Annotated in this window: 30 protein-coding genes and 1 other annotated feature; of the genes, 22 read left to right on the top strand and 8 right to left on the bottom strand. The window is 36.9% G+C overall.

What is annotated here, in order from left to right; translation table 11 throughout:
- The first annotated feature begins 2 nt into the window (after positions 1-2).
- The gene (locus DJ93_RS10640; protein WP_080743437.1) at positions 3-1085 is read left to right on the top strand and encodes a M50 family metallopeptidase; all 1083 of its coding nucleotides are present in this window, start codon (positions 3-5) and stop codon (positions 1083-1085) included.
- Between the two features lie 96 nt (positions 1086-1181).
- Positions 1182-1322: a DUF3985 family protein gene (locus DJ93_RS30420; RefSeq protein ID WP_080743436.1), complete on the top strand. Its 141-nt coding sequence runs from the start codon at positions 1182-1184 to the stop codon at positions 1320-1322.
- Between the two features lie 155 nt (positions 1323-1477).
- On the opposite strand, the gene DJ93_RS10635 is transcribed toward DJ93_RS30420, so the two are convergent.
- Together DJ93_RS10635 and DJ93_RS10630 are read right to left on the bottom strand one after the other, a co-directional pair.
- Complete coding sequence (locus tag DJ93_RS10635; protein WP_042980748.1) at positions 1478-1864, bottom strand: DUF3938 domain-containing protein; 387 nt, start codon at positions 1862-1864, stop codon at positions 1478-1480.
- A 308-nt stretch (positions 1865-2172) separates the two neighbouring features.
- Positions 2173-3066, bottom strand: a complete 894-nt coding sequence (locus tag DJ93_RS10630) for a YitT family protein (protein ID WP_042980747.1) — start codon at positions 3064-3066, stop codon at positions 2173-2175.
- Positions 3067-3343: 277 nt separating this feature from the next.
- On the opposite strand from DJ93_RS10630, the gene DJ93_RS10625 reads away from it, so the two are divergent.
- The 3 genes from DJ93_RS10625 to DJ93_RS10615 all read left to right on the top strand — a co-directional run bounded on the left by DJ93_RS10625 (position 3344) and on the right by DJ93_RS10615 (position 5312).
- Complete coding sequence (locus tag DJ93_RS10625) at positions 3344-3628, top strand: hypothetical protein (protein ID WP_042980745.1); 285 nt, start codon at positions 3344-3346, stop codon at positions 3626-3628.
- Positions 3629-3656: 28 nt separating this feature from the next.
- Entirely contained in the window at positions 3657-4439 is a 783-nt protein-coding gene (locus DJ93_RS10620; RefSeq protein ID WP_042980744.1) for a membrane protein insertase YidC, read from the top strand.
- A 186-nt stretch (positions 4440-4625) separates the two neighbouring features.
- Positions 4626-5312, top strand: a complete 687-nt coding sequence (locus DJ93_RS10615; protein ID WP_042980743.1) for a hypothetical protein — start codon at positions 4626-4628, stop codon at positions 5310-5312.
- Positions 5313-5407: 95 nt separating this feature from the next.
- Here DJ93_RS10615 and DJ93_RS10610 read toward each other — a convergent pair whose 3' ends face one another.
- Complete coding sequence (locus DJ93_RS10610) at positions 5408-5635, bottom strand: hypothetical protein (RefSeq protein ID WP_042980741.1); 228 nt, start codon at positions 5633-5635, stop codon at positions 5408-5410.
- A gap of 167 nt (positions 5636-5802) precedes the next feature.
- Positions 5803-6040: a binding site (T-box leader), on the top strand.
- Between the two features lie 64 nt (positions 6041-6104).
- On the opposite strand from DJ93_RS10610, the gene DJ93_RS10605 reads away from it, so the two are divergent.
- A complete protein-coding gene (locus DJ93_RS10605; protein WP_042980740.1) occupies positions 6105-7418 on the top strand; it encodes an APC family permease in 1314 nt (437 codons plus the stop codon).
- A 112-nt stretch (positions 7419-7530) separates the two neighbouring features.
- Complete coding sequence (locus DJ93_RS10600) at positions 7531-8715, top strand: MFS transporter (RefSeq protein ID WP_117287884.1); 1185 nt, start codon at positions 7531-7533, stop codon at positions 8713-8715.
- 416 nt (positions 8716-9131) lie between these two features.
- Here the strand turns inward: DJ93_RS10600 and DJ93_RS10590 are convergent, their stop codons facing one another.
- Positions 9132-9890 (bottom strand): TrmB family transcriptional regulator, encoded by a 759-nt coding sequence (locus DJ93_RS10590; RefSeq protein WP_042980736.1) that lies wholly within the window; start codon positions 9888-9890, stop codon positions 9132-9134.
- Between the two features lie 264 nt (positions 9891-10154).
- Here DJ93_RS10590 and DJ93_RS10585 point away from each other — a divergent pair, with 264 nt between their 5' ends.
- From DJ93_RS10585 to DJ93_RS10575, 3 genes are all read left to right on the top strand, one after another.
- The gene (locus DJ93_RS10585; RefSeq protein WP_042980733.1) at positions 10155-10457 is read left to right on the top strand and encodes an MTH1187 family thiamine-binding protein; all 303 of its coding nucleotides are present in this window, start codon (positions 10155-10157) and stop codon (positions 10455-10457) included.
- Positions 10458-10514: 57 nt separating this feature from the next.
- Positions 10515-10760: a YusU family protein gene (locus DJ93_RS10580; RefSeq protein ID WP_042980732.1), complete on the top strand. Its 246-nt coding sequence runs from the start codon at positions 10515-10517 to the stop codon at positions 10758-10760.
- A gap of 318 nt (positions 10761-11078) precedes the next feature.
- Positions 11079-11996, top strand: a complete 918-nt coding sequence (locus DJ93_RS10575) for a proline dehydrogenase family protein (RefSeq protein WP_042980731.1) — start codon at positions 11079-11081, stop codon at positions 11994-11996.
- 22 nt (positions 11997-12018) lie between these two features.
- Here DJ93_RS10575 and DJ93_RS10570 read toward each other — a convergent pair whose 3' ends face one another.
- Complete coding sequence (locus DJ93_RS10570) at positions 12019-12858, bottom strand: D-alanyl-D-alanine carboxypeptidase family protein (protein ID WP_042980730.1); 840 nt, start codon at positions 12856-12858, stop codon at positions 12019-12021.
- Between the two features lie 98 nt (positions 12859-12956).
- Positions 12957-13103, bottom strand: a complete 147-nt coding sequence (locus tag DJ93_RS10565) for a YuzL family protein (RefSeq protein WP_042980728.1) — start codon at positions 13101-13103, stop codon at positions 12957-12959.
- 237 nt (positions 13104-13340) lie between these two features.
- Between DJ93_RS10565 and DJ93_RS10560 the strand changes: the two genes are divergently transcribed.
- From DJ93_RS10560 to DJ93_RS10520, 9 genes are all read left to right on the top strand, one after another.
- Entirely contained in the window at positions 13341-15722 is a 2382-nt protein-coding gene (locus tag DJ93_RS10560; protein ID WP_042980727.1) for a 3-hydroxyacyl-CoA dehydrogenase/enoyl-CoA hydratase family protein, read from the top strand.
- A 21-nt stretch (positions 15723-15743) separates the two neighbouring features.
- Positions 15744-16919, top strand: a complete 1176-nt coding sequence (locus tag DJ93_RS10555) for an acetyl-CoA C-acetyltransferase (protein WP_042980726.1) — start codon at positions 15744-15746, stop codon at positions 16917-16919.
- A gap of 133 nt (positions 16920-17052) precedes the next feature.
- Positions 17053-17316, top strand: a complete 264-nt coding sequence (locus DJ93_RS33180) for a hypothetical protein (protein ID WP_080743434.1) — start codon at positions 17053-17055, stop codon at positions 17314-17316.
- 73 nt (positions 17317-17389) lie between these two features.
- On the top strand, positions 17390-19174 hold the full coding sequence (locus tag DJ93_RS10545) for an acyl-CoA dehydrogenase family protein (protein WP_042980723.1): 1785 nt from the start codon (positions 17390-17392) through the stop codon (positions 19172-19174).
- 154 nt (positions 19175-19328) lie between these two features.
- A complete protein-coding gene (locus tag DJ93_RS10540; RefSeq protein WP_374937169.1) occupies positions 19329-20042 on the top strand; it encodes an MBL fold metallo-hydrolase in 714 nt (237 codons plus the stop codon).
- Positions 20043-20437: 395 nt separating this feature from the next.
- On the top strand, positions 20438-20623 hold the full coding sequence (locus DJ93_RS10535; RefSeq protein ID WP_042980720.1) for a hypothetical protein: 186 nt from the start codon (positions 20438-20440) through the stop codon (positions 20621-20623).
- A gap of 13 nt (positions 20624-20636) precedes the next feature.
- Positions 20637-20885 carry a spore coat protein gene (locus DJ93_RS10530; protein ID WP_001002981.1) on the top strand — a complete coding sequence of 83 codons (249 nt, stop codon included), beginning with the start codon at positions 20637-20639 and terminating at the stop codon, positions 20883-20885.
- A gap of 244 nt (positions 20886-21129) precedes the next feature.
- Complete coding sequence (locus DJ93_RS10525; protein WP_042980719.1) at positions 21130-22080, top strand: L-lactate dehydrogenase; 951 nt, start codon at positions 21130-21132, stop codon at positions 22078-22080.
- 22 nt (positions 22081-22102) lie between these two features.
- Complete coding sequence (locus tag DJ93_RS10520; protein WP_042980717.1) at positions 22103-23116, top strand: PTS sugar transporter subunit IIC; 1014 nt, start codon at positions 22103-22105, stop codon at positions 23114-23116.
- A 60-nt stretch (positions 23117-23176) separates the two neighbouring features.
- On the opposite strand, the gene DJ93_RS10515 is transcribed toward DJ93_RS10520, so the two are convergent.
- Positions 23177-23830, bottom strand: a complete 654-nt coding sequence (locus DJ93_RS10515) for a phosphatase PAP2 family protein (protein WP_042980714.1) — start codon at positions 23828-23830, stop codon at positions 23177-23179.
- A gap of 144 nt (positions 23831-23974) precedes the next feature.
- Between DJ93_RS10515 and DJ93_RS10510 the strand changes: the two genes are divergently transcribed.
- Positions 23975-24505 (top strand): lipoprotein, encoded by a 531-nt coding sequence (locus DJ93_RS10510; protein ID WP_042980713.1) that lies wholly within the window; start codon positions 23975-23977, stop codon positions 24503-24505.
- Positions 24506-24532: 27 nt separating this feature from the next.
- Here DJ93_RS10510 and DJ93_RS34385 read toward each other — a convergent pair whose 3' ends face one another.
- Positions 24533-24655: a hypothetical protein gene (locus tag DJ93_RS34385; protein WP_259300211.1), complete on the bottom strand. Its 123-nt coding sequence runs from the start codon at positions 24653-24655 to the stop codon at positions 24533-24535.
- 314 nt (positions 24656-24969) lie between these two features.
- Here DJ93_RS34385 and DJ93_RS10505 point away from each other — a divergent pair, with 314 nt between their 5' ends.
- Positions 24970-25335 (top strand): arsenate reductase family protein, encoded by a 366-nt coding sequence (locus tag DJ93_RS10505; RefSeq protein WP_042980710.1) that lies wholly within the window; start codon positions 24970-24972, stop codon positions 25333-25335.
- A 41-nt stretch (positions 25336-25376) separates the two neighbouring features.
- Positions 25377-25760, top strand: coding sequence for a glycine cleavage system protein GcvH (gene gcvH, locus DJ93_RS10500; protein ID WP_042980708.1), 384 nt, complete (start codon positions 25377-25379; stop codon positions 25758-25760).
- Positions 25761-26280: the final 520 nt, after the last annotated feature.

Below are 26280 nucleotides of genomic sequence, written 5' to 3'. Positions count from 1 at the left end.
CGGTGGATATTTTAAGAAGGCCTGCTTTTTCAATGTTCGTTGCTTTCATTTGCTCCGCTTTATATGGGTTCATTCGAATAGAAAAAGTACAGCAAATTGTAGAAATGTGGACAGTTTTTGGAATTGTATTGTTAGTGATAGCTATTCACGAACTAGGTCATGTAATATTCGGTTTGATGGGCGGTTTGGAATTTAAGTTTATGACAGTAGGGCTTATTACTGTCCAAAAAGAAAAGGGGAAAATACGAATTCGAGAAAATAAATTGTGGGGGTACTTTGGAGGCGTTGCAATGCTAGTGCCACCTTCTATACATACACCGAACCTTTCAAAAAAATGGGCATGGATGACTTTAAGTGGTCCGATAACGAGTGTAGTATTCGGCATTGTGTCAGGTTACATATATATGGTGAGTTATTATCAATATCTTTTATATTTTTCAGTATTACATTTCACAATCTTTTTCGCTACAGCAATTCCACTAAAGGGAATGGTGCTTAGTGATGGCATGCAATTTTTTATTTTAGTTAAGGGCGATGAGAGAGCGAAGCAACATTTACATAGCATTCAAGTGTCAAGTGAACTATTAAGTTCAAAAAGGCCGAAAGATTGGAACGAGCAGCTAGTAGAAATAAGTGAAGAAAAAATAAAGGGCGATAAAGATATAAAGAAAATAATGAGCCATCTTATGCTTGTTTTTTATGCCCGCTGTGATCAAGAGGGAATGGAAAAAGGGATATCTTATTTAGAACGAATTGTTCACGTACCTGTAACGAAAGAAAATAAATACTTCGTTAGTAGTTTTCATAGTTGGTATCTCTTATATAAAATGCTCTATCATAAGGACACCCTTTCCTTACAAGAAGCAGAGAAGCATGCAAAAGCAATTACGAGAATGGATTTATACGGATATTATCGTATGCAAGGAATTCTCAAATATTTAGAGAATGATGCGGATGCCTTTCACGTTTACATGAAGAAAGCAGAGAAAGAGTTAAAGAATGCCGAAAAGAGTGGAATGGGCTTTTGGCAGTTAGAGCGAGAATGGTTTGAGCAGTTGAAGGAGAGGATATCTTACGCGGAGTAGGATATCCTCTTTTTTATATGTCATCTTATTGGATTTCATAAAAAGCCTGAGGCGAGTAAAATGAGATAAGAAGAGCAAAGCTTGGAGGAAGTGAATATGGAAATTTTAAAGATTATTTTGCTAATCCTACTCATTTATGCTGTTTTTAAAGTGACGTATGTAGCATTAAAGATATTCGCGATTCTTTTAGTTATCTTTTTAATCGTGGAGTTCGGTAGTAAGTTGCTTGGGGGATAGGGTATGTTGTGCGTTTGGATTGTCGGAATTTGTCGGTAAATCGATATTCTGTGTTGAAACGCTGCTATATTGAAGAAATCGTTGATATATTCGAAGAAGTACCATCTAGGGTATGTAATTCGAAATTAAAAAAGCTGGAAGAGTGATCTGCCAGCTTAAGAGTTACTTTCAATTTGACGGCCATTTTCTTCTTTAGGGTCTTGTAATAGGTTGAATACGTCTGCTAGGCAGAATGCGATAAACCAAGTCCAAAGACCGTGGAAGAAAGCTGAGCTTAATTGAAGTGGTAATGTATAGTTTGTCATTGAGTAGGAAATGCATCCACCAACGATTCCGATCATTGTTAATAACATTGTTTTTTGAGCATTTTCTTCTGGATTGAAGAGGAAGAAAATGTAGCCGCCTAAAATTGAAGCGCTTACAAGGGATTCGATTCCATTAAAAATGATATGTTCTCCAAGCTGAATGTTTGTCCAGAAGCAAATCACACCACCGATAATGGCAAACAGAACAGCAACTGTGTATCGTATATATTGATTCATATGTTCATCTCCTTATGTAATAAGATGATTTGGAAGTTAACAAGGTAGGTATAGTATATTGAAGTGGATTTTAATTGTACGTATCTTTTTATAAAAGATTGTTGAAGAATAAATGAGATGATTCGTGTATACCCGACTTCTCGTTTCTTTTTGTCTATAAAAATAAGAGAAACTTCCAAGTCTATGCATTCTTTTTTGTAAGTTCAATTTTATTATAACACATTTAGCGGCGTAATAATAGAATTATCTGATTTTGTAATAAGTGTAATAAAATAAAAACGCAAGGAATTGTAGTTCCTTGCGCTTTCTTATATACGTTTGAAACGTCCAACGATTTCAACGGTTTCAGTAATATTCATAAATGCTCGATTGTCTACTTGGCGAATGATACGCTTCATTTCGCCTAACTCATAGCGAGTTACGACAGTGTAAATCATTTTTTTCTTATGGTTTGTATAGCCGCCGACAGCATCTACCATTGTCACGCCGCGTATGCCGTGATGCAATAGTGCGCTTTTTATTTCCTCGCCTTTTTCTGTAATTGTCATTATCGTTAATTTAATGTGTTTTGTATGTACAGCATCAATCACTTTGCTGACTACAAATCGGCTAATTAACGTATAAAGTGTAATATCCCATCCGAAAATAAATCCTGCTGCAACGAGTAAGATTAAGTTAAATACAAAGATGATTGCTCCAATGGAAACATCTCGATATTTCGCTACGATCAATCCAACAACATCAAATCCACCTGTTGAAGAAGCGAATCGGAATATAATACCTGAGGCTGCGCCGCAGATGACACCACCGAATACAGAAGAAAGTAAAATGTCCTCTGAAACTTGATGTACTGGGATAATGTTCATGGCTAAAGATGATACGGCCACGAAGTAAGCTGTTAAAAAGGTTGTCTTCTTTCCTAAGTAAAAGTGACTTAAAATAAGAAGCGGGATGTTTAGTAAAAAGATAAGTGCACCGATGTTATAATGCATTAAATAACCGATAATCATCCCCACACCAGCAAATCCGCCACTAATCATATTATGCGGGATAAAAAACATATTCATAGAAATAGCATACAAAATGGAAGCTACAAAAATAACAACCAACTGTATGATAAATTCTAAGTGAAATGTTCTAGCTGCTGGGAAGGATAAAAAGGCGGTATCGGGAACGTAATCGGCGTCTCCTAATTGACCCATAGTATGTTTCATCTCCATATTCATTTTTGATTACAAGAAGAGAATAATGCTTTTTTCAAAAACTGGCAACCGTTTTATTATTATACGAAAATTTTATAAATTTCTAATAAATTAAGCCTATTCAATAATATGTGTGAATATACTAAAGAAAGCGAATACAATGTTTTTCTATTATTGTTTTTTTGAGAAAATATGCAAAATATTTTTTTTGAAAATAAAAGGAAATAGAGAATGTTTGTGGAATGTGCTAAAATGACTTTATTAAGGATGTGAAGCGATGGAATTTTTATTGCAAGATGCGATTCTATATATATCGTTTGTAACGACAGCGCTTTGTTTATTAGAAGTCTTTTTTCTTGCTAATGTTTCTCGTTTCGTACGTCAGCAAGCATCAAGCGGTAGACAGAGAGCTTTCACGCTAGTTGATACATGTGAAGAGGGTATAGGAAATGTACCGCTTTTCTCTATTTTTTATAAATATGGAATGATTCGCTCGGTTCGCAGACAAGAATCAAGCGATGAGAGTGACGAGGTCGGTCCGTATACACCAATGTTTCGCTAACTAATTACGAAACATTGGAGGAATGAACATGTTAAAATCATACCGAGCTGTGCTCGTTAGTTTATCAGTATTACTTGTTTTTGTTTTATCTGGCTGCAGTAATGCAGGCACAATTGATGCACATAGTACTGGGATTTGGAATCATTATTTCGTATATCCAATCTCGTTTATGATTCAATTTGTTGCTCATCACATACCTGGAGAAAGCTTTGGGATTGCTATCATTATCATGACGCTCGTTGTTCGTTCAGCATTGATTCCATTAGCTGTTTCGCAATATCGTAGTCAAATGAAAATGAAAAAAATGCAACCTGAATTACAGAAGCTGAAGAAGAAACATGGTGATGTGAGTAAAGATCTTGAAAAACAAAAGCAGTACCAAAAAGAAATGTCAGAACTAATGAGATCAGGCGGTTGGAATCCACTTGCTGGGTGCTGGCCAATCTTTATACAAATGCCGATTTTCTCAGCTTTGTATTATGCGATTAGCCGTACCGAAGAGATTCGTACATCTTCATTTTTATGGGTGAACTTAGGACATGCAGATCCTTATCATATATTACCGATTCTTGCAGCGTTAACAACATTTATTCAAATGAAGGTTTTTCAATCAAATACAACACCTGGAGAGCAAGTTCAAATGCTTAAAATGCAACAAATTATGATGCCAGCAATGATTTTATTTATGGGATTTGCGGCACCGTCAGGGCTTGTATTGTATTGGATAACAGGTAACCTATTTACAATGACTCAAACAATTGTATTAAGAAAAGTAATGGAACGTAAAGAAGTACAATTACAAAATGCATAGAAAAACGCCGCTCGGGATGAGCGGCGTTTTTTGATTGGAATTTATTCTGCAATCGTAAGTGCAAAACATACTCCTTTAAAAGTAGTTAAGGAAAAATTAAGAAAACAGCATTACTATTTGCATTGTATACGAAAGTGTACATGTTGTAGAAGTGTAATTGGTATAACATGAAGGAGGAATTTTCCTATGAAGAAAAAAACAGTTGGGTATTTAGTGGCTGCAGGAGCTTTATCATTGGGAATCATGGGTGGAGTAGGTATGCCTGCATTTGCGGCAACGAACAACGTAAGCGCTACTACATCAGCAGCTGAACAAGCTACAAAAGGAAATACGAAGAAAAATTTAGATGAAGCAACGAAACAAAAAGTAAAGATCATCATGGAAGACTCGAAGAAACAATTAGAGGAACTAGGAGTAAAGCTTCCAGAGAAAGGGAAGCGCGAGGGAATGTTTGCTAACCTAGATGAAGCGACAAAAGAAAAAGCAAAGGCGATAATGGAACAGCAAAAATCCGGAGCATTAAGTCATGAGCAAGCAAAAGGAAAGTTGACGGAACTAGGAGTGAAATTTCCAGAGAAAGGGAAGCACGAGGGAATGTTCGCTAACCTAGATGAAGCGACAAAAGAAAAAGCAAAGGCGATAATGGAACAGCAAAAATCCGGAGCATTAAGTCATGAGCAAGCAAAAGAAAAGTTGAAAGAACTAGGAGTGAAGCTTCCAGAAAGAGAGAAGTTTGAGGACATTTTTGCTAATCTAGATGATGCCACAAAAGAAAAAGCAAAAGCAATTATGGAAAAGGCCAAAGCACAATTAGCGGATTTGAATGTTGATTTTCCAGATCGTAAATTTTTCATGAAAAAGGACAATAAATAATTGAAATATATCGTATCTTTCGCATGGGCAACAGAAAGATACGATATAAAGTTTATTCGAGGACTGATTTTTTTTTAGAAAGAAATCAGTCCTTTTTATTGGTTTGTTGAGCTTCTTTTCATAGTTAGTATATATCCAAAGATGCAGTAGAAGATTGCACATCCAATAAATACTTCAGTATATTGGAATTTACCTAATAGGTAGAAAGAAACAGCCGGTATAATAGCCACAGCTAAAATACTATATCCAGGATATTTCTGTCGATATAGGATAGCAAAGATAAAAGAGAGAACTGTTGCAACGATACAAAGAATAGCAATCATTATAATAACACCTCCATATATGCATTGTGTAATTTTTTGGGAATTCGAAAAATAGTATAACTTCTGTTACAATATAAGAAGTAATACTTTTATTGTGTTATATAAAAAAATATATTGATTTTTTCTAAAGATTCAATATAATGAACAATAACTACAAAATTCGACATCAAGAAGTGATGATGAGGACACGATCAATTTTTTACGATTTTCAGAGAGGGAGGCCTTTGGCTGTGAGCTTCCTAATACGGAAAAATGGATTACCACCTCTGAACTGCAGCAGTGAACGGACATCTAAGTAATTGCTTGCCGGCAAAAACCGTTATCTAGACTTGAGAAATTGGTGAAGTGCGTAACTTTACGAATTGAAACAAGGGTGGAACCACGAATATAACACTCGTCCCTTTTTAGGGAGGAGTGTTTTTTTATTTCATTTTTGCATCACACTAGAATTGGAAGGAGGATACGCAGCATGCATCATGATGAGAAAAACAAAATTGGTTTAACAGTAGCACTTTCAATCGTTGTAGGGACTATTATTGGATCTGGTGTGTTTATGAAACCAGGAAGCGTATTAGATTACTCAGGGAGTTCGAATATGGCTATTTTGGCCTGGGTAATTGGTGGACTGTTAACGTTAGCAAGTGGTTTAACAGTAGCTGAAATCGGGGCACAAATCCCCAAAAATGGTGGTTTGTATACGTATTTAGAGGAGATTTACGGAAGCTTTTGGGGATATTTATCAGGCTGGATGCAAACAATCGTATATGGTCCAGCGATTATTGGAACGTTAGGTTTATACTTTAGTTCTTTAATGATTAACTTTTTCTATTTAGATAAAGTATGGAACTTACCAATTGCAATTGGAACAGTTGTGTTCCTCGGTGTTATAAATAGTATGGGAACGAAGTATGGTGGCATTGTCCAAACGATTACAACAGTTGGAAAGATGATTCCAATCGTATTAATTGTTGTGCTAGGTTTTTGGAAAGGGAACAGTGATATTTTTAACGTAGTTGTACCGATATCAGAAAATCAAAGTATTGGGATGGCTATTTTAGCGACTTTATTTGCTTATGATGGCTGGATTTTACTTGCTTCTATCGGCGGAGAAATGAAAAACCCAACAAAGTTATTACCGAAGGCAATGACAGTCGGGATTTTAATTGTAACAGCTGCTTACGTATTAATTAACTTAGCATTATTAAATGTGTTACCAGCAGCGAAGATTGTAGACCTTGGAGAAAATGCGACAGCGACAGCTGCAGGCATGTTACTCGGAGAATATGGCGGAAAAATCATTAGTATCGGCATTATTATCTCTATTTTCGGTTGCTTAAATGGAAAGATCTTAACATTCCCGCGTATACCGATGTCGATGGCAGAACGTGGGCAGCTCCCATTTTCTAAGTTTATCGCAAAGGCACATGAGAAGTTTAAAACACCAGCAAATGCGATTACTGTTGAAATTATATTAGGGATTATTTTAATGATTGTTAGTGATCCGAATAAGCTATCGGAGATTTCCGTATTCATTATTTATATTTTCTACGTAATGACATTTATCGGTGTCTTCATTTTACGTAAACGTAACAGAGATAAAGAACGCGCATATAGCGTGCCATTATTCCCGATTGTACCAATCATTGCAATTTTAGGATCATTGTTTGTAATTGGAAGTGCGATTATTAATGATCCATTGAGCTGTTTCTTATCAATTGGAATAGTATTTACAGGACTTCCGGTTTACTGGTATTTAAATAAAAAGAACGAAACTGGGGTGTAATGAGTGAAAAAGCAGACGTATGATACGTTTGCTTTTTTTGTGTTGTAAAAAATTGTGCTTGATTGAACTTTCTCTTTTGGTTACTATAGTTGTAGTAACCAAAAGAGAAAGTGTGGGGGGAAACTTGAATTTTCGTGTGTATATTTTAGCCATCGCGGCATTTGTAGTCGGAACGGTGGAGTTAATTATAGGAGGAACGCTTGATTTAGTTGCGAACGATTTAGGCGTATCTATTAGTGCTGCGGGTCAGCTTATTACAATATTTTCAGTTGTCTTTGCTTTGTCAGGGCCGATTTTATTAGCCTTAACAGGGAAGTTTGAGCGGAAAACATTATATATAGGGGCATTATCGATTTTCTTACTTGGAAATATTATTTCAGCGTTTAGTTTGAATTATGGAATGTTAATGTTTTCAAGGGTAGTTTGTGCAGCGAGTGGATCGCTTATTATCGCACTGTCTGTAACACTAGCTTCTAGTGTCGTGGAACCGCATTTTCGTGCGCGTGCAATCGGCATTATTTTTATGGGGATTAGTGGATCGCTTGTACTTGGCGTACCGCTAGGTCTTGTACTTGGGAATGCATACGGATGGCGTGCACCATTTGTGCTCATTTCGGTATTAACGGTCATTGCTATTGCATGTATTTCATTATTTTTAACGAAAGTTCCACCAGTATCTGTTTTATCAATAAAAGAACAAATTGCTACTTTGAAAGATAAAAAAATTGTAAGTGCACAGCTAACGTCATTTCTATTTTTGACGGGGCATTTAACACTGTATGCATATTTAACACCATTTTTAAAAGATGTGATGCATGTTGAGGCAAACTGGATTAGTGTGTTTTACTTTATTTTCGGAATTGCAGCTGTAATAGGCGGCGGATTTGGTGGTTGGCTCGCTGATAAATGGGGATCGAAGAAAAGTATTATTTCCATTATTATCGTATTTGCATGTGCAATCTTTATTTTACCGATGATGACATTCTCATTCCCATTATTCATTATTATGATGGGATTATGGAGTATGCTTAGCTGGGCCATTTCACCAGCGCAGCAAAATTATTTAATTGAAATTGCACCAGAATCAGCTGGTATTCAGCAAAGCTTAAATAACTCTGCGCTTCACTTAGGGATTGCACTCGGTTCAACAGTAGGCGGAGTTGTTATTGAGAAATCATCAGTTATATATAACGCTTGGGTAGGCGGCGGATTTGTTATATTAGCTCTTCTATGTGCTATCTTCTCCATTACGAGAGGGCGCCGTTCTCAGTTTGCAAAAGAAGAATCTATCGTGTGATAGGTTCTTTTTCTATTTCGAAAACAGTTGAAGGGTTTACCAGTTAAATGTAGAAGGTTGTACGTATCGAGGTGATGATATATGGATTATTCAATAATTGGTTTTTTATTCACAGCATTGCCGTTATTCATAGTTCTTTTTGTATTTAGATGGGTTCGTTTCATCCATCAAAATTCAGAGAAACAAGTGGAGCAAAATGAGAAAATCATTGAGCTGTTGATGGAGATAAAGGAGAAGACTAAGTGATAGTAAGTCCTTTTACATGATAATTATATATAAGAATGTAAGAAAAGATAATTTTAGCAAATTTGAAAGTACCTTTTTATTTAGGGATTGAATTTATAATTGCTGGGGCATATGTGTTAAAAACGAGACAAAAAGCATAACAAAAAACGCCTTGAAACAAAGGCGTTTTTTTAATATCTCAATTTTATTAAAAGACTTCGAATTTCCTCATCTTGCATAAAGAGATCGTGATGCTTTTCAGTAATTTTTGCGAGCGCAACGTCATGGTAGAAAAATTCTGTAAAGAACTTTACGAATGGTTGTGACATTGTTTTCATCGCTTGCCAAGAATTTTGTTCTACTCCAGCAAATAAAATTTCACGATCATCAACGATAAGTAATAAATAACGTTCTAGTGCATTAGGCTCTTCAGTTGGGATTAGAAAATGAATATTCTTTAGTTCTGTATCTGCTTTACCTACGATGAGGGCTTCAATATCCACGCCTTCCTTCGCCTTTTCTTCAAGTAAAGGTAAGTATTCTAAGAACGTATCATTCCAAGCAGAGATACGGATGGACTCTTTTGCGTCTTCAACAATTTGTTTGCTTTGTACTTGAATAGAAGATTGCATTTTTAAGCTCCAAACGCGGTCATCTGTAAATGATTTTTTTGAAATATTTGTTTCGAGTTCTTTAATATTAGATTGGAACTCTGTTGTTAACTTTTGAATGGCAAGCTTTAGGGGTAAAGCTGTATATAATTTTTTCTTTTCTGAGACGGAATCCATAACCATCCCTTTATCAATAAGGCGCGCTAATACTTCATATATTTTTGCTTTTGGAACACCTGAATGTTTGACAATCGTCGTTGCATCTAAAGGTTCATCGCTCGAGACTACAACTTCATACGCTTGACTTTCATATTGTGAGAAACCGAATTTTTGTAACATAATTCCCTCCGAACAAATGAGATTCTATTTTAAGAATAAAGAACTATTTGTATTTATACAAGTGGGGCATAGTGAAACCTGTTTGAAAGGAAATTATTGTAGGGAGTGAGCCATTTAGAATGAGGAGCGAATACGGTGAAAAGATTGACAAACTTAGGAAATTTAGTAGAGAAATAAGAGGTTAGGCTTGTATATTATTAGTAAAATGAGGGTTATTTCGGTACAATATATAATAAGTAATGACTTTATAGGAGGAATACAATCATGGCAATTGTTGATGTATCCATTATTCCAGTAGGAACAGGTAACCCAAGCGTTAGTGCATATGTAGCAGAAGTACAAAAAGTGTTAGAGAAAAATGCTGATCGCGTGAAATATCAATTAACACCGATGAATACAGTAATTGAAGGAGATCTTCCTGTCATATTAGAAGTAATTCAACAAATGCATGAAGTACCATATACGAAAGGTGCACAGCGCGTTGCGACAACAATTCGTATCGACGATCGTCGCGATAAAGAAAGCACAATGGAGAAGAAATTAAACTCTGTTCGATCAAAATTATAAGAAAAAGCAGCGATATTCGCTGCTTTTTTTATAACGTTATGTAGAGGAGAAAATAATATGAATGAGAAGTTTAATGAGCAATTTGATGGTTTACTTGAAAAGTATACAGAACTATTACTAGGGGAAAGCAATGAAGAGCGCAAAGCACAAGTAGAAAAATGGGCGTTATATTCTTACATTGCTAAAACGATGCCAGCTTTAGTGAAGCATTGGAACGAGACATATCCAGATGCGAAAGAAGAGATGGTACAGTTAATTACAAATATTAAAAAGTTGAATGAAGAGAAGCGAAATGATAAGTAATAGAGTTTGAGGTGGATTTTGCCTCAAACTTTTTATTTTTTATATTAATATTCTTATATAATTTACATGGAATATAAAAGATTTTAGAAGCATGTCGAATATTTTTGGCACGCTTATTTTTTACTTAGTAAATTCGTTTTTCTCTAAATGTCGAAAAAAATTTTGTTATATTCGAAAGCGAGAATGTAAGCTTTTAATCATTTTGATAGTATTTTATAAATTATCTAAATAATTATTTGTATCAAATAATTTTAAAGAATGATATAATTTTGAAGAGGGGTAAAAAACAGACAAAGTACAGTCATAGGGGTGAATTACATGGAACAATTAATGCGAAATTCGTTTCTTTTCTTGTCAAAAAATAAAGCGCTAACAAAACTGGCTAAAAAGTACGGTTTACGCTTTGGTGCAGGCCGCTTTGTCGCAGGGGAGACAATTGAATTAGCGACAGCGGCAATTCAACAATTAAACAAGCAAGGTCTTTGTGTAACAATCGATTATTTAGGTGAGTTTGTTGACAATGAAGCAGAAGCAAATGAAATGGCTAGTCAATCGATTGAGGCAATTCGTGCGATTGGAAGAGAAGGTCTTGATTCACAGCTTTCATTAAAAATGACGTCTATGGGGCTAGATATTTCTGATGATATCGTAATGAATAATATGCGTCGTATTTTAGAAGCTGCAAAAGAAAATGGTGTGTTTGTTACAATCGATATGGAAGACTATACACGCTGCGGTAAAACAATTGATATTTTTAAACAATTAAAGTCTGAGTACGATAATATCGGTACTGTTATTCAAGCTTACCTATATCGTACAGAAAAAGATATTGAGGATTTAAATGCATATAGTCCTAATTTACGTCTTGTAAAAGGGGCTTATAAAGAACCTGAAGAAGTAGCGTTCCCGGACAAGAAAGATGTAGATGACAATTATAAAAAAATTATTAAAATGCACTTATTAAATGGAAATTACACTGCAATTGCTTCACATGACGAAGCGATTATTGAATATACGAAAAAACTTGCCGAAGAACACAATATTTCAAGGGATCAATTTGAATTCCAAATGTTATTTGGTATTCGTACAGAGCGTCAGCTTGAGCTTGTTAAAGAAGGGTATAAAATGCGTGTTTATGTACCGTATGGAAACGACTGGTATGGCTATTTCATGCGCCGTTTAGCAGAGCGTCCAGCAAACGTTGCGTTCGTATTAAAAGGTATGATCAAAAAATAACCAAGGAGAACATACTCCTTGGTTATTTTAATTGCTGAAATGCGTAATGTGCCATTTTCTTCGTATCAGGATATAGCTGTGTACGAGTAGAAGATAATACGACGTTAATGACACGTTTTCCGTCTTTTTCATCGACGGTTACGACTGTATATTTTCCTAAAGCAGATAGACCGCTTTTACTTCCAATTGCATATGGATCATCATATAGTTCTTCGCGTCCATAATTTGCGATTTTTGGAGATCGTTCTGAAGTATGTAGTGTTGTACGTGTTGAGTTCATATACTCTAGAACAGTTGGATATTTTAATGCTTCTTTCGTAATGATGGCAATGTCGTATGGTGATACTTTATTGCCAAGAGCGTCAGCACCGCTTGCATTTTTAAAAGTTGCATGTTTTGTTCCAAGCTCCTTCGCTCTAGCATTCATCATCTTAACAAACGCATCTTTTGATCCTGCGATATGTTCGGCAATTGATTCAGCAATCGGATCTGCGCTAATAATCAACATAAGTTTTAATGCTTCGTCTCGTTTTAATTTTTCACCAGCACGTAGTTTGATTTTTTTACTTTGACTTTCTGTTTTTATCGCATTTTCTGTCACTGTAATCTCTTCATTTTCTTTTACGTTCTCTAGTAAGAGAAGAGTTGTCATCATTTTAGCTATACTAGCCGGATAAGAACGTTCATCTTCACGTTTTCTATATAAAATTTCACCTGTGTCCGCGTCGATTGTAATCCCGTATTGCCCAGTAATATTAGGTTGATCCACTCTTACATCTGTTTGTCTTTGTGCATAAGAGAAGAAAATCATACCCGTAAATAGTGTAGCAATCATTACAATCATGATTATTGTTCGTTTCATCATCGTTCCCTCTTTTGTTTTCCATATGTATAAATAAAATGGGCAGAAAAAGCAGCCCAATCTTCATTATGCCACGTTCTCTGCCCAAAAATATAGCGTTATTTTTCTCCTGTATTATGCTTCTTGTATTGCTGGTTATTACCTTGACGTCCTTTTTCAACACCGCGATTATGCGGACCTGCATTTCCGGTTACACTTGCTGCACTAACGCCAGCTTTTGAAGGGTCTTTCTTCAGTCTTGACATATATATTCCTCCAGTTTCGTCAGATTATAAAAAGGAAAAAGTGTATTTTAGCGAAGAAATACACATGTATAGCATAGCCGAATAAAAGAAAAATATTTATTTCAGAAAATTTTATCATTAAATATATTGCGAAAATTTAAACAGTAGCATATATTTATTAGTAGAGGCTCACTCATTGATTGCGACTTATGTCGAAAAATTGAATGAGCATTCATTCAAGAATAGGGGGAGAAATGGATGTTCCAAATTAAAAAGGCTGCTGTTCTCGGTTCTGGCGTAATGGGTTCAGGGATTGCGGCACACTTAGCGAATATCGGTATACCAACATTATTGCTTGATATTGTACCTCAGACGCTTACGAAAGAAGAGGAAGCGAAGGGACTTACATTAGAACATAAAAGTGTGAGAAATCGTTTTAGTAATGTGGCACTACAAAAACTAGTAAAGCAAAAACCAGCTCCTCTGACAGTGAAAGGTAATCTAGCACTGATTGAAGCGGGTAACTTAGAAGATGATCTTGAGCGTCTTGCTGATGTAGATTGGATTATTGAAGTAGTTGTTGAAAACTTAGACATTAAAAAGAAACTATTTGAAAAAGTAGATGCTGTTCGTAAACCTGGCTCGATTGTGAGCTCAAATACATCAGGTATTTCCGTTGAAAAAATGGCAGAAGGTCGTTCAGACGACTTCCAGGAACACTTCTTAGGAACACACTTTTTTAACCCACCACGATATTTAAAACTTCTAGAGGTAATACCGACGAAAGAAACTGATCCACAAGTGTTAAACTTCATGAAATTATTTGGCGAAGACGTTCTTGGAAAAGGCGTTGTCATCGCAAAAGATACACCAAACTTTATTGGCAACCGCATCGGTACGTACGGCTTACTTGTGACATTGCAAGAAATGATCAAACGCGGCTATAGCGTTGGAGAAGTTGACTCTGTAACAGGTCCGTTAATTGGCCGTCCGAAGAGTGCGACGTTCCGTACATTAGATGTTGTTGGTTTAGATACATTTGTACACGTTGCAAACAATGTATATGAAAATGTACAAGAAGAAGAACGTGAAGTATTCAAAGTACCTGCTTTCATGCATGATATGCTTGATAAAAAATGGCTTGGAAGTAAAACGGGTCAAGGTTTCTTCTTAAAACAAGGAAAAGAAATTTTAGAATTAAATCCTGGAACGATGGAATATGAAGCGCGTAAAAAATTAAAAGCTACATCCGTAGAGTTAAGTAAGCAAGAAAAAGGATTAGCGAATAAATTGAAAGCGCTTGTATATGCGAAAGATCGTGCAGGAGAGTTATTATGGAACATTATTACACCAACTCTTTTATACTCAGCAAAACTTCATAAAGAAATCGCTGATGATATCGTTGCAATTGACCAAGCGATGAAATGGGGCTTTGGTTGGGAGCAAGGACCGTTTGAAATTTGGGATGCAATTGGCGTTGAAAAATCTGTTCAAAAAATGGAAGAAAACGGCGTGAGTGTACCTGCTTGGGTGAAAGACATGTTAGAAAAAGGATTTGCTACTTTCTATAAACATGATAATGGTGATAGCTACTATTATGATAATGGTGAATATAAGTTAATTGAACGCAATAAAAAAGCAATTTCTCTTAAACAATTAAAAGAGAAAAACGGCGTGTTGAAGAAAAATAGTGGAGCAAGCTTAATCGACTTAGGCGATGGCATCCTTTGCTTAGAATTCCATTCGAAGAGCAATGCGATTGGTATGGATATTACGCAAATGATTAACTACGCTGTTGATGAAGTGGAAAAGAATTATAAAGGCCTTGTTATCGGAAACCAATCGAAGAACTTCTGCGTTGGTGCGAACCTTGCAATGATCTTAATGGAAGCACAAGACGACAACTACTTTGAAATTGAGTGGGTCGTGAAAAACTTCCAAGATGCAATGACGAAAATTAAATATAGCTCTAAGCCAGTCGTAGCAGCACCATATGGTATGACACTTGGCGGTGGTACAGAAGTTTGCTTACCAGCAGCTAGCATTCAAGCTTCTAGTGAAACGTACATGGGATTAGTAGAAGTAGGTGTTGGTTTAATCCCTGGTGGTGGTGGTAATAAAGAGCTATACATTAAGCATTTAAACAAAATGGCAAACGGTGTAGAGTTTGACCTGCAAAAAGTTGCGAATAAAGTATTTGAATCCGTAGCGATGGCGAAGGTGTCTACATCCGCACAAGAAGCGGTATCTCGTAACTTCTTAGGCGATAAAGATGGTATTAGTGTAAATGGTGATCACTTACTATATGATGCGAAACAAAAAGCGCTTGCTTTATATGAAGCTGGTTATAAAGCACCGATTCGTAAAAAGATACCGGTTGTTGGTGAAACAGGATATGCGACGCTTTTACTTGGAGCAGAAGCAATGCACTTATCTGGTTACATTTCTGATTATGATTTACACATTGCGAAGAAACTTGCATATGTAATTGCCGGCGGAAAAGTACCGTACGGAACAGAAGTCGATGAGCAGTATTTATTAGATGTAGAACGTGAAGCATTTATTAGCTTAGTAAGTGAGATGAAATCACAAGCAAGAATGCAGCACATGCTTGTAAAAGGAAAGCCATTACGTAACTAATAACGAGGGGAGATATCGTTCATGAGAGAAGCTGTCATTGTTGCGGGAGCGAGAACACCAATTGGAAAAGCAAAGAGGGGTTCATTAAAAACAGTTCGTCCTGACGATTTAGGGGCGTTAGTAGTAAAAGAAACGTTAAAACGTGCAAATAACTATGAAGGGCCAATCGACGATTTAATTTTCGGTTGTGCGATGCCAGAAGCAGAACAAGGCTTAAATATGGCTCGTAATATTGGCGGATTAGCAGGACTTTCTTACGATGTTCCAGCTATTACAATTAACCGCTACTGTTCTTCAGGCTTACAAAGTATCGCTTATGGAGCTGAGCGCATTATGCTTGGTCACTCTGAAGCGGTATTATCTGGCGGAGCTGAATCAATGAGTTTAGTTCCAATGATGGGGCATGTTGTTCGTCCGAATAGTCGTCTTGTAGAAGCGGCTCCAGAGTATTATATGGGAATGGGACATACAGCAGAGCAAGTTGCTGTGAAATATGGAATTTCTCGTGAAGAGCAAGATGCATTCGCGGTAAGAAGTCATCAGCGCGCAGCAAAAGCGTTAGCTGAAGGGAAATTTGCTGACGAAACAGTAGCTGTAGATGTAATGCTACGTACGGTTGGAGCAAATAACAAAATTCAAGAAGAAATGCTTACTTTCTCACAAGATGAAGGTGTAAGAGCGGATACAACGCTAGATATTTTAGGGAAATTACGTCCAGCATTTAACGTTCGCGGTTCTGTAACGGCTGGTAACTCTTCACAAATGAGTGATGGAGCAGCATCTGTACTATTAATGGATCGTGAAAAAGCAGTGAGTGATGGCATGAAGCCACTTGCAAAATTCCGTTCATTTGCAGTAGCTGGTGTACCACCAGAAGTAATGGGAATTGGCCCGATTGCTGCAATTCCGAAAGCATTAAAATTAGCGGGATTAGAGCTATCTGATATCGGCTTATTTGAACTAAATGAAGCATTCGCTTCGCAATCAATCCAAGTTATTCGTGAACTTGGATTAGACGAAGAAAAAGTAAATGTAAATGGCGGTGCAATTGCACTTGGACATCCGCTTGGCTGTACAGGAGCAAAATTAACACTATCTCTTATTCATGAAATGAAACGCCGCAACGAACAATTCGGTATCGTAACAATGTGTATCGGTGGCGGAATGGGAGCTGCAGGAGTATTTGAATTACTATAAAAAAGGTGGAAGTGGCTCGCTCAGAATGTGAGGGGGATGGAACTTCAGACGTAGAGGCGCTTTTTGCCTCGGAGGAAGAAGTGAAGCCACCGAACATTCTAGCCGCTGGAACTGGATTGTATAAAAAGTGGAGGTGGCTCGTTCAGAACAAGAGGAAGTTGGAGACCCTGACGAAGAGGCGTTTTTTGCCTCACAGGAAGGGGCGAAACGGCCGACTGTTCTAGCCGCTGGAACTAGATTGTATAAAAAGGTGGAAGTGGCTCGTTCAGAACAAGAGGAAGTTGGAGACCCTGACGAAGAGGCGTTTTTTGCCTCACAGGAAGGGGCGAAACGGCCGACTGTTCTAGCCGCTGGAACTAGATTGTATAAAAAGAATAAAAGCAACAAAGGGCTATAAAAAATAAAAGGGAAAGCTAGCTTCTTTTGAAATGAGAGAAACGGCTTATGAAAATATGAAGGAGGAAATTTTCATGGAAAAAACAATGGGAAATGCAGTTAAAGGCGGTAGCTTTTTAGTAGATGAGATTACGATTGATCAAGTGTTTACGCCAGAAGATTTTTCATCTGAGCATAAAATGATTGCAAAAACGACAGAGGATTTTATCGTAAATGAAGTTCTTCCAGAGCTTGAATATCTAGAGCAACACGAGTTCGATCGTTCTGTGCGTCTTTTAAAAGAAGCTGGTGAACTTGGTTTGTTAGGCGCTGACGTACCAGAAGAGTACGGCGGAATCGGCCTTGATAAAGTAAGCTCAGCATTAATCGCAGAGAAATTCTCTCGCGCTGGTGGTTTTGCAATTACTCACGGTGCTCACGTTGGTATCGGATCGTTACCAATCGTATTATTCGGTAACGAAGAGCAAAAGAAAAAATATTTACCACTACTTGCAACTGGTGAAAAATTAGCTGCATACGCATTAACTGAGCCAGGTTCAGGATCTGACGCATTAGGAGCAAAAACAACTGCACGCCTAAATGCAGAAGGTACACATTACGTATTAAACGGTGAAAAACAATGGATTACAAACTCTGCATTCGCTGACGTATTTGTTGTATACGCAAAAATAGATGGCGAGCACTTCTCAGCATTTATCGTAGAGAAAGACTATGCTGGTGTATCTACAAGCCCTGAAGAGAAGAAAATGGGTATTAAATGTTCTTCAACTCGTACGTTAATTTTAGAAGATGCATTAGTACCGAAAGAAAATCTACTTGGTGAAATCGGTAAAGGTCATATTATCGCGTTCAACATTTTAAATATCGGTCGTTATAAATTAGGTGTTGGTACAGTTGGATCTGCGAAACGTGCAGTAGAAATTTCAGCACAATATGCAAACCAACGTCAACAGTTCAAACAACCAATTGCTCGCTTCCCATTAATTCAAGAGAAACTTGCGAATATGGCAGCAAAAACATATGCAGCTGAAAGCTCTGTATATCGTACAGTAGGTTTATTCGAAAGCCGCATGAGCACATTATCAGAAGAAGAAGTGAAAGACGGTAAAGCAGTAGCAGCTTCTATCGCTGAATATGCGATCGAGTGCTCTTTAAATAAAGTATTCGGTTCTGAAGTATTAGATTATACAGTAGATGAAGGTGTTCAAATTCACGGTGGTTATGGATTTATGGCAGAGTACGAGATTGAAAGAATGTACCGCGATTCTCGTATTAACCGTATTTTCGAAGGAACGAACGAAATTAACCGCCTAATCGTACCAGGTACGTTCTTACGTAAAGCGATGAAAGGTGAATTACCATTACTACAAAAAGCACAGAAATTACAAGAAGAGTTAATGATGATGATGCCAGAAGAAGTAGGCGATGAGCCATTAGCACTTCAAAAGTATTTAGTAAATAACGCGAAGAAAATCGGCTTAATGGTAGCTGGTTTAGCTGCTCAAAAATACGGTAAAGCATTAGATAAAGAACAAGAAATTCTTGTGAATATCGCTGACATCGTAAGCAACCTTTACGCAATGGAATCTGCTCTTCTTCGTACAGAAAAAGCAATTAAAACAACTGGTCTTGAAAAGAATAAACAAAAAGTGTTATACACTGAAGTATTCTGCCAAGAAGCATTCAACGAAATCGAAGCAGATGCGAAAGAAACACTTATCGCAGTTGAAAATGGCGACATGCTGCGCATGATGTTATCATCATTACGCAAACTAACACGCCACACGCCACTTAACGTAATTCCGAAGAAACGCGAAATTGCTGCGAAAATTTTAGAAGATGAGCGTTACACAGTTTAATAGATCAGAGGAAACCGGTGGCCATAGTGGCTGCTGGTTTTTTTGATTGAGCCTTGAAACGAAAATGTTAAATGGAAAAGGGCTGTTTTACATATGTATTTGTAAACGGCTCTTTTTGTTATATTTGCTTGAAAAGGAGGTACATGGGATGAATATGGTACGAGAGGATACAGTTTATCAAGTCGAATTTTTCCCGCATCTATTTCCAATCAACTGTTATTTGGTTGAAGAAGAAAAGGGATTAACTTTAATTGATGCAGCTTTGCCGTTTAGTGCAAAGAAAATTTTAGAATCGGCTCGAAAAATTGGAAAACCGATTACGAATATTATTATAACTCATGCACATGATGATCATATAGGTGCACTTGATAGATTGAAGCGCGAACTTCCTAATATTCCTTTTTATATCTCAAAAAGAGATGCCAAATTGCTTGAGGGAGATATGACGGTACAAAAGGGAGAAGCAGACATTCCGATAAAAGTGGGCTTGTCAAAAAAGATAAAGACTGTTCCAGATATTCTTCTTCAAGAGGGAGATCAGGTTGGATCGCTTTTGGCAATTGCAGAACCAGGTCATACACCAGGCTCGATGGCATTTTTAGATACGAGAAACGATGCACTAATTGCTGGGGATGCATTTCAAACTAGAGGAGGAGTGGCGGTAGCAGGGCAAATGAAGTGGCTGTTTCCGTTTCCTGTGTTTGGGACTTGGGATGCGGAAACGGCAGTAGAGAGTGCTCGGAAATTACTGCAATATAAACCCTCTATATTGGCATCGGGGCATGGGAAGATGATTCGAGATCCTATGTTACACATGCAACGAGCGATTGAAGCAGCGGAGCGAAATTTAGCGAGAAAGAGCCTCTAGATTATTAGAGGCTCTTTCTACTAAATGATATTACTTTGCAGGTTTTAGAAACGTATATATCGCTAATAAGAAGGCGAATAAAGTAAAGACTAGAGCATCTTGGCTTGGATTAGGTTCATAGTTTTTCTGGATTTCTGTAAGGAAGTCATGGTTTTCATGTTCATTTCTCCTTTAACTAATGATTTTTATTTAAGTTAACAGAAAGCTATAGATCACAATGAATACGAAAAGTAATGTGAAAATAATAACCAATATGCAATTTTGTATATAGGTTATTAAAACATACATATTAGTTAGGAAAAATAAGATATATATACTGTGACTTTTTTTATGCATACAATCCAAAAAGAACCAAATACTAATGACGAATGAACAAAGAAAGGTAGGAGTATTCTATGAACAATTTAACCGAGCTTGAAGTAGAAAACTTACGTCATTTAATTGGTGGACATGCGACGATTATTAACAAATTGGAACAGTATGCGCAGGCATGTACGGACCCGCAGTTAAAGCAAATGCTTGAGAAGGATGCGCAAGATGCACGAAATACAAAGCAACAATTAATGACTTTCCTAGGATAGGAGGAAGCAAAACATGAATGAAAAAGATATGGTAAATGATTATTTAGCAGGATTAAATGCGAGTTTAACAAGCTATGCAAATTACATTGCACAATCTGATAACGAGCAGTTACATCAGACATTAATTCAAATTCGTAATCAAGATGAAGCGCGTCAACGTAATATGTACGAATACGCAAAGCAAAAGAGTTATTACAAACCTGCAGCACCTGCAAATCCAATGATTGTGCAGCAATTAAAAAGTCAATTAAGTGCGGAATAGTGAGATTAAAAACGAGCGAATGGAGTCGCTCGTTTTTAATTTTATATATGTCAATAAATATATGATAAATATTTTTCCAGTTGTAACAAATATGACGAAAAGAGGAGGGAGCATTTCACAAAATAGTCACATAGTTTGCTCAATGATTCACAAACTATCCATGGTTTCTATAGTGCAAATCTCTATAATTAAGAGTGTAAAGAACAAAATACATAGATTATATGATCAATTAGGAGAGATTGCTATGAATAGAAACACAAGAAAAATCGCAATTATTGGTACTGGATTAGTTGGATCGAGTTGTGCGTATGCCATTGTGAATCAAGGAATCTGTGAAGAATTATTGTTAATTGACATAAATCATGAACGTGCAGTTGGAGAAGCGATGGATTTATCGCACTGTATTAACTTTACAAACACAAGAACAAAAGTATATGCAGGAAGCTATGAAGACTGTAAAGATATGGACATTGTTATTATTACAGCAGGACCAGCACCAAAACCAGGTCAAAGTCGTTTAGACACTTTAGGAGCAAGTGCAAAAATTATGGAAAGTGTTGTGAATGGCGTAATGGAAAGCGGATTTGATGGCATTTTCTTAATCGCATCGAACCCGGTTGATATTATTACTTACCAAGTATGGAAGTTATCAGGAGTACCAAGAAATCGTGTACTTGGTACGGGTACATCATTAGATTCTTCTCGTTTAAGAACAATTTTATCTGAAATGTTAAACGTAGACCCTCGCAGTATTCATGGGTATTCATTAGGAGAACACGGTGATTCCCAAATGGTGGCTTGGTCTCACATAACAGTTGGTGGAAAACCCATCTTGCAAATTTTAGAGGAGCAAAAAGAACGCCTTGGTGAAATAGATTTAGATGAAATTGTTGAGAAGACTGCAAAAGCTGGATGGGAAATTTACAAACGTAAAGGAACTACTTATTACGGAATTGGAAACTCGCTAGCTTATATTGCACGATCTATTTTTAATGATGATCATCGTGTAATTGCAGTTTCAGCTATTTTAGACGGTGAATATGGCGAATATGATATTTGTACAGGTGTACCAGCAATTATTACTAGAGATGGTGTAAGAGAAGTTGTAGAACTAAACTTATCAGAAGATGAAGAAAGCCGCTTCGCGAAATCAAACGATATTTTACGCGATTATATGAAAACAATTGGCTATTAACTAATAGGAGAAGGTGAAACAAATGAAGGAATATATTATGTCTCGTGTGTTCAAAGGATCTGCCGGAATTGCACAAGGTATTTTCGTTTCCCTTGGAATTGGTTTACTGATCGAAAATATAGGAAGAATTGTTGATATTCCAATGCTTATTACAATTGGGGTGGTTGCAAAATCACTTATGGCCCCTGCAATTGGAGCTGGGATTGCCTTTATGCTTGGTGCAAACGGGCTTGTAATTTTCTCAGCGATGGTAGCGGGAGCGATTGGCGCAGGCTCAATCTCCATTACTGAAGCCGGTCTTATTATAAAAACAGGTGAGCCAATCGGTGCGTTGTTAACAGCGACTTTAGCAGTCTATATCGGTAAACGATTAAGTGGTAAAACAGCTTTAGATATGATGCTCGTTCCATTTGCAGCAATATTAGGTTCCGGTTTAGTCGGTATTTGGTTAGCTCAAAATATTAGCCCTGTTTTAAATGCGATTGGAGCATTTATTAAAGATAGCTCAGCTGGTAGCCCATTGATCGCTTCTATCGTCATTGCTGTCGTTTGGGGACTGTTACTTATCTCACCAGCTTCATCCGCAGCTTTAGCGATAGCACTTAGCTTAGATGGCGTTGCAGGAGGTGCAGCACTTGCAGGATGTGTTGCTCAGTTTATCGGATTCTCTGTTATCTCAGCAAAAGAAAATAATTTAGGTGGCATATTAGCCCAGGCTCTTTGTACTCCGAAAGTACAGCTGCCAAACATTACTAAAAATCCAATGATTCTCGTCCCAACTGTCGTCGCCAGCGCTATAGTAGGCCCAGTATCAGCTCTAATCTTCCAATTGGAAGCGGGGAAAGAAATTGCAGGCCTTGGATTAAGCTCTCTTATTGCACCAATTAATTTAATTTCCAGCCAAGGATGGGGTGTTGTCCCGGCGATGGTGATTACTTATATCGTCATTCCAGTAGCTGTTTCTTATATACTTTACATGATGCTGAAAAAAGCCGGTCGTATTCATTCAGGCGATATGACTGTGCCACAATCTTAATCCCAAAATCTCCTTTATATAGATAAAAGCAGACTGAAGAAGCTACAGTCTGCTTTTTATTTACATTTTATGATTTTGTTTTATTGGAACCGTAACAGTTTCGTTTTTATTTACTAATAATAGCTGAACGCCAAAGTATAGTATGTTTGCGAGTAGCATACCAGAAACAGCATCTACGAATGCGTGTTGCTTCGTGAATAATGTAGATAAAATAATAAGTGTACCAAAGAAAGTAAGGATATAATATTCCCACCAGTGCTGTTCTCTACGCTTATAGGCAGCTAACATAATGACAAATGTCGTGAGAACGTGAATGCTAGGGAAGCAGTTTACCGGTTGATCGATACTATAAATATAGCGAACGAGGTTGGAGAACATATCCGTCCCGACAACGGCCGGACGTGGTACAGTAGTTTGCCAAAAATAATAAATAGAAAAACATGCAAGCTTTCCAAGGATGACACTACTTAAAGTTACATAGTATTGTTTGCGGTCTGCAAAGCAGAAATAAATAAGTGCACCGTATAAATATGGAAACCAAAGTAAATAAGGAACAATAAATGCTTTTACAAATGGAATCCAATCATCAACCATTGTTGTAACGTCTACAGCGTGAACATTAGATTTATTTAATACATCATAAAGAGGACTTACGAGTACGAGTAGAAGTATATAACTTAATGGAAGAAATGATGAAAGTTTAAATTTTTTCATGATAATCTCCTATGTTTTAGTAATGTAAGTAAATTCAATTGATTATAATATAGAAAATCTAATTAGGCTATCGATTTTACTTGCATTTTCTTGAATTTACCTTACATTTTTGTCACTTGACCTGAAAAAGGAGAGGGATGATTGATGAAGCGTTCATTCAGTTTTTTGTTTCTTATATTTTTATGCTTAGTAGGAGCTGGGTGTGCGAGAAATAAAGATGCACCACCTCCCTTAGAGTATAGCGGGAGAGCTCTCGTAATTGGGGTTATCGGTGAAAAACCGAAAGATACGTTTAGAAATATAAAATTTGTAAGTGTAAAGTTAGATGAAATGAAGGAGAAATCGGAGGAAGTTGATGGATTCTTCGTTATGAAAGAACACTTTCAAGAAGCGTCTAAAGAACAGTATACAGACTTATTTTTATCGTTAAAGAAACCAGTGTTTTTTATCGGTTTAAAGGATAGACCAGATTTGATTTTTACGGAAAAAGAGTTAGATTATGATAATGCCCCGACAAGTAGGGCTATGATGTATACGCAAGGGTTTGTAAATATGGGAAGCCGTGAAGGACAGCAATGGGGGATTGGTTTATATAATGACACTGTTTCTGATCAAAGTATTCACAATATGTATATATTAGTGTTTCAAACGATATCGGATTATTTGAGTAGATAATGAGGGGGCTCCAAGGTTGGAGTTCCCTTATTGTTTTTCTAACCAATCAATGGTCGTCTTAATCACGCTATCTTGTTGTTGTTTTATAGAAATGGAAACAACGAAAAGGGTTGCCATCGTTATGAATGCCCATTTGAAAAAAATTTTCATAATAGCCTCCGTGATTTAAATAAACGTTTGTTTAAGATGTATGTTCGGTGTAATGAATGAGAAAAAGAGATTTTTTTGATTTAAATAAACATTTGTTTAATATATATGTTCGTTTTAAATTATACAAAATGAATGGTGAAAAAATAATTTATATATATATGGATTCTCTTAAAATGGCGGAAAAATGAGAAAAATTTGCAGGATTAACGAAAATTGTAGCGAAATAAGTTAAAGTTTGGAGAATAATCGTTTGAAATAATAAAACGTTTTCTATATGATAAAGGTGAAGGTTAGTAAAAAAAGTAGGTGAATTTATGGCAGTAACATTTTATTCATATCCAAAGTGTGGCACATGTCAAAAAGCAAAAAAATGGTTTGAGGCAAACGATGTAGCATATGAGATGATTCATATTGTTGAAAATCCACCGTCAAAAGAAGATTTACGTAATTTACATGCAAAAAGTGAATTGCCATTAAAAAAATTCTTTAATACAAGTGGAATGCGTTACCGCGAACTTGACTTAAAAGATAAGTTAAAGGATGCGAGCGAAGACGAAATGTATGAGCTTTTAGCATCTGATGGCATGTTAATCAAACGTCCAATTGTAACAAATGGAACGAATGTAACACTTGGTTTTAACGAAGAGCAGTTTGAAAGTGTGTGGAAAAAGTACCAATAAGGTATTTTTACATAATTAATACATTCACTGGAGGTACAGTCATGAGCATTCCAAATAATTTACGTTACTCTGAAGAACACGAATGGGTAAAAACTGAAGGTAATGAAGTTGTTATCGGTATCACTCATTTTGCACAAAGTGAGTTAGGCGATATCGTATTCGTTGAACTCCCTGAAGTAGGTGCAACAATTGAAGCTGACGAGCCATTCGGAAGCGTAGAATCTGTTAAAACAGTTTCTGAATTATACGCACCTGTAAGTGGTAAAGTTGTAGCAGTAAACGAAGAATTAAGTGACCAACCAGAACTTGTTAACGATTCTCCATACGAAGGTGCATGGATGGTTAAAGTTGAACTTTCTGATGCAAGTCAAGTAGAGAAGTTATTAACTGCAGAGAAATATGCAGAAATGACAAACCAAGACTAATTTTAGTCGAAATGAAAAGGACAGCCTTTGTGCTGTCCTTTTCATTTTGGATTTTATTTCCCTCACAGTTTGAACGAGCTGCTTGTGCTTTTCATTGTCCAGCTCCGCCCCCTAGTCCTTCATGTCTAAGAACCTTCCGCACCAGAAGGCAAAAAGCGCCATCTGTGCGAAAGAACCTTAGCCAACAGGGCTAAACAGTCGCCTCCGCTTTTCTTTATGATCCAGCTCCGGTGGCTAGATTGTTCGGTGGCTTCGCTTCTTCCTGCGAGGCAAAAAGCGCCTCTACGTCAGAAGCTCCATCCCCCTCACAATCTGGACGAGCCGCCTCCGCTTTTCATTGTCCAGCTCCAGCGGCTAGAACAGTCGGTCATTTCACTCCTTCACTTGAGGCAAAAAGCGCCTCTAGTTCAGGAGTTCCAATGCCCTCTTGTTCTAAGCGAGCCGGTTCCGCTTTTCTTTTGCAAAAATAAACAGGAAACAACATGAAAATAACGAATATACTATATACTAAGTTAAAGGT

It is taken from the genome of Bacillus clarus, from assembly GCF_000746925.1.
Classification (GTDB): domain Bacteria; phylum Bacillota; class Bacilli; order Bacillales; family Bacillaceae_G; genus Bacillus_A; species Bacillus_A clarus.
Note: the sequence above shows the minus strand (reverse complement) of the source record. Positions and strands in the feature narration are given on the sequence as shown.

Bases quoted from the DNA above. Each gene is read 5' to 3' on its own strand.
- DJ93_RS30420 (WP_080743436.1), top strand. From the start codon at position 1,182: ATGGAAATTTTAAAGATTATTTTGCTAATCCTACTCATTTATGCTGTT.
- DJ93_RS10635 (WP_042980748.1), bottom strand. From the start codon at position 1,864: ATGAATCAATATATACGATACACAGTTGCTGTTCTGTTTGCCATTATC.
- DJ93_RS10630 (WP_042980747.1), bottom strand. From the start codon at position 3,066: ATGGGTCAATTAGGAGACGCCGATTACGTTCCCGATACCGCCTTTTTA.
- DJ93_RS10625 (WP_042980745.1), top strand. From the start codon at position 3,344: ATGGAATTTTTATTGCAAGATGCGATTCTATATATATCGTTTGTAACG.
- DJ93_RS10620 (WP_042980744.1), top strand. From the start codon at position 3,657: ATGTTAAAATCATACCGAGCTGTGCTCGTTAGTTTATCAGTATTACTT.
- DJ93_RS10615 (WP_042980743.1), top strand. From the start codon at position 4,626: ATGAAGAAAAAAACAGTTGGGTATTTAGTGGCTGCAGGAGCTTTATCA.
- DJ93_RS10610 (WP_042980741.1), bottom strand. From the start codon at position 5,635: ATGATTGCTATTCTTTGTATCGTTGCAACAGTTCTCTCTTTTATCTTT.
- DJ93_RS10605 (WP_042980740.1), top strand. From the start codon at position 6,105: ATGCATCATGATGAGAAAAACAAAATTGGTTTAACAGTAGCACTTTCA.
- DJ93_RS10590 (WP_042980736.1), bottom strand. From the start codon at position 9,890: ATGTTACAAAAATTCGGTTTCTCACAATATGAAAGTCAAGCGTATGAA.
- DJ93_RS10585 (WP_042980733.1), top strand. From the start codon at position 10,155: ATGGCAATTGTTGATGTATCCATTATTCCAGTAGGAACAGGTAACCCA.
- DJ93_RS10580 (WP_042980732.1), top strand. From the start codon at position 10,515: ATGAATGAGAAGTTTAATGAGCAATTTGATGGTTTACTTGAAAAGTAT.
- DJ93_RS10575 (WP_042980731.1), top strand. From the start codon at position 11,079: ATGGAACAATTAATGCGAAATTCGTTTCTTTTCTTGTCAAAAAATAAA.
- DJ93_RS10570 (WP_042980730.1), bottom strand. From the start codon at position 12,858: ATGAAACGAACAATAATCATGATTGTAATGATTGCTACACTATTTACG.
- DJ93_RS10565 (WP_042980728.1), bottom strand. From the start codon at position 13,103: ATGTCAAGACTGAAGAAAGACCCTTCAAAAGCTGGCGTTAGTGCAGCA.
- DJ93_RS10560 (WP_042980727.1), top strand. From the start codon at position 13,341: ATGTTCCAAATTAAAAAGGCTGCTGTTCTCGGTTCTGGCGTAATGGGT.
- DJ93_RS10555 (WP_042980726.1), top strand. From the start codon at position 15,744: ATGAGAGAAGCTGTCATTGTTGCGGGAGCGAGAACACCAATTGGAAAA.
- DJ93_RS10545 (WP_042980723.1), top strand. From the start codon at position 17,390: ATGGAAAAAACAATGGGAAATGCAGTTAAAGGCGGTAGCTTTTTAGTA.
- DJ93_RS10540 (WP_374937169.1), top strand. From the start codon at position 19,329: ATGGTACGAGAGGATACAGTTTATCAAGTCGAATTTTTCCCGCATCTA.
- DJ93_RS10535 (WP_042980720.1), top strand. From the start codon at position 20,438: ATGAACAATTTAACCGAGCTTGAAGTAGAAAACTTACGTCATTTAATT.
- DJ93_RS10530 (WP_001002981.1), top strand. From the start codon at position 20,637: ATGAATGAAAAAGATATGGTAAATGATTATTTAGCAGGATTAAATGCG.
- DJ93_RS10525 (WP_042980719.1), top strand. From the start codon at position 21,130: ATGAATAGAAACACAAGAAAAATCGCAATTATTGGTACTGGATTAGTT.
- DJ93_RS10520 (WP_042980717.1), top strand. From the start codon at position 22,103: ATGAAGGAATATATTATGTCTCGTGTGTTCAAAGGATCTGCCGGAATT.
- DJ93_RS10515 (WP_042980714.1), bottom strand. From the start codon at position 23,830: ATGAAAAAATTTAAACTTTCATCATTTCTTCCATTAAGTTATATACTT.
- DJ93_RS10510 (WP_042980713.1), top strand. From the start codon at position 23,975: ATGAAGCGTTCATTCAGTTTTTTGTTTCTTATATTTTTATGCTTAGTA.
- DJ93_RS34385 (WP_259300211.1), bottom strand. From the start codon at position 24,655: ATGAAAATTTTTTTCAAATGGGCATTCATAACGATGGCAACCCTTTTC.
- DJ93_RS10505 (WP_042980710.1), top strand. From the start codon at position 24,970: ATGGCAGTAACATTTTATTCATATCCAAAGTGTGGCACATGTCAAAAA.
- gcvH (WP_042980708.1), top strand. From the start codon at position 25,377: ATGAGCATTCCAAATAATTTACGTTACTCTGAAGAACACGAATGGGTA.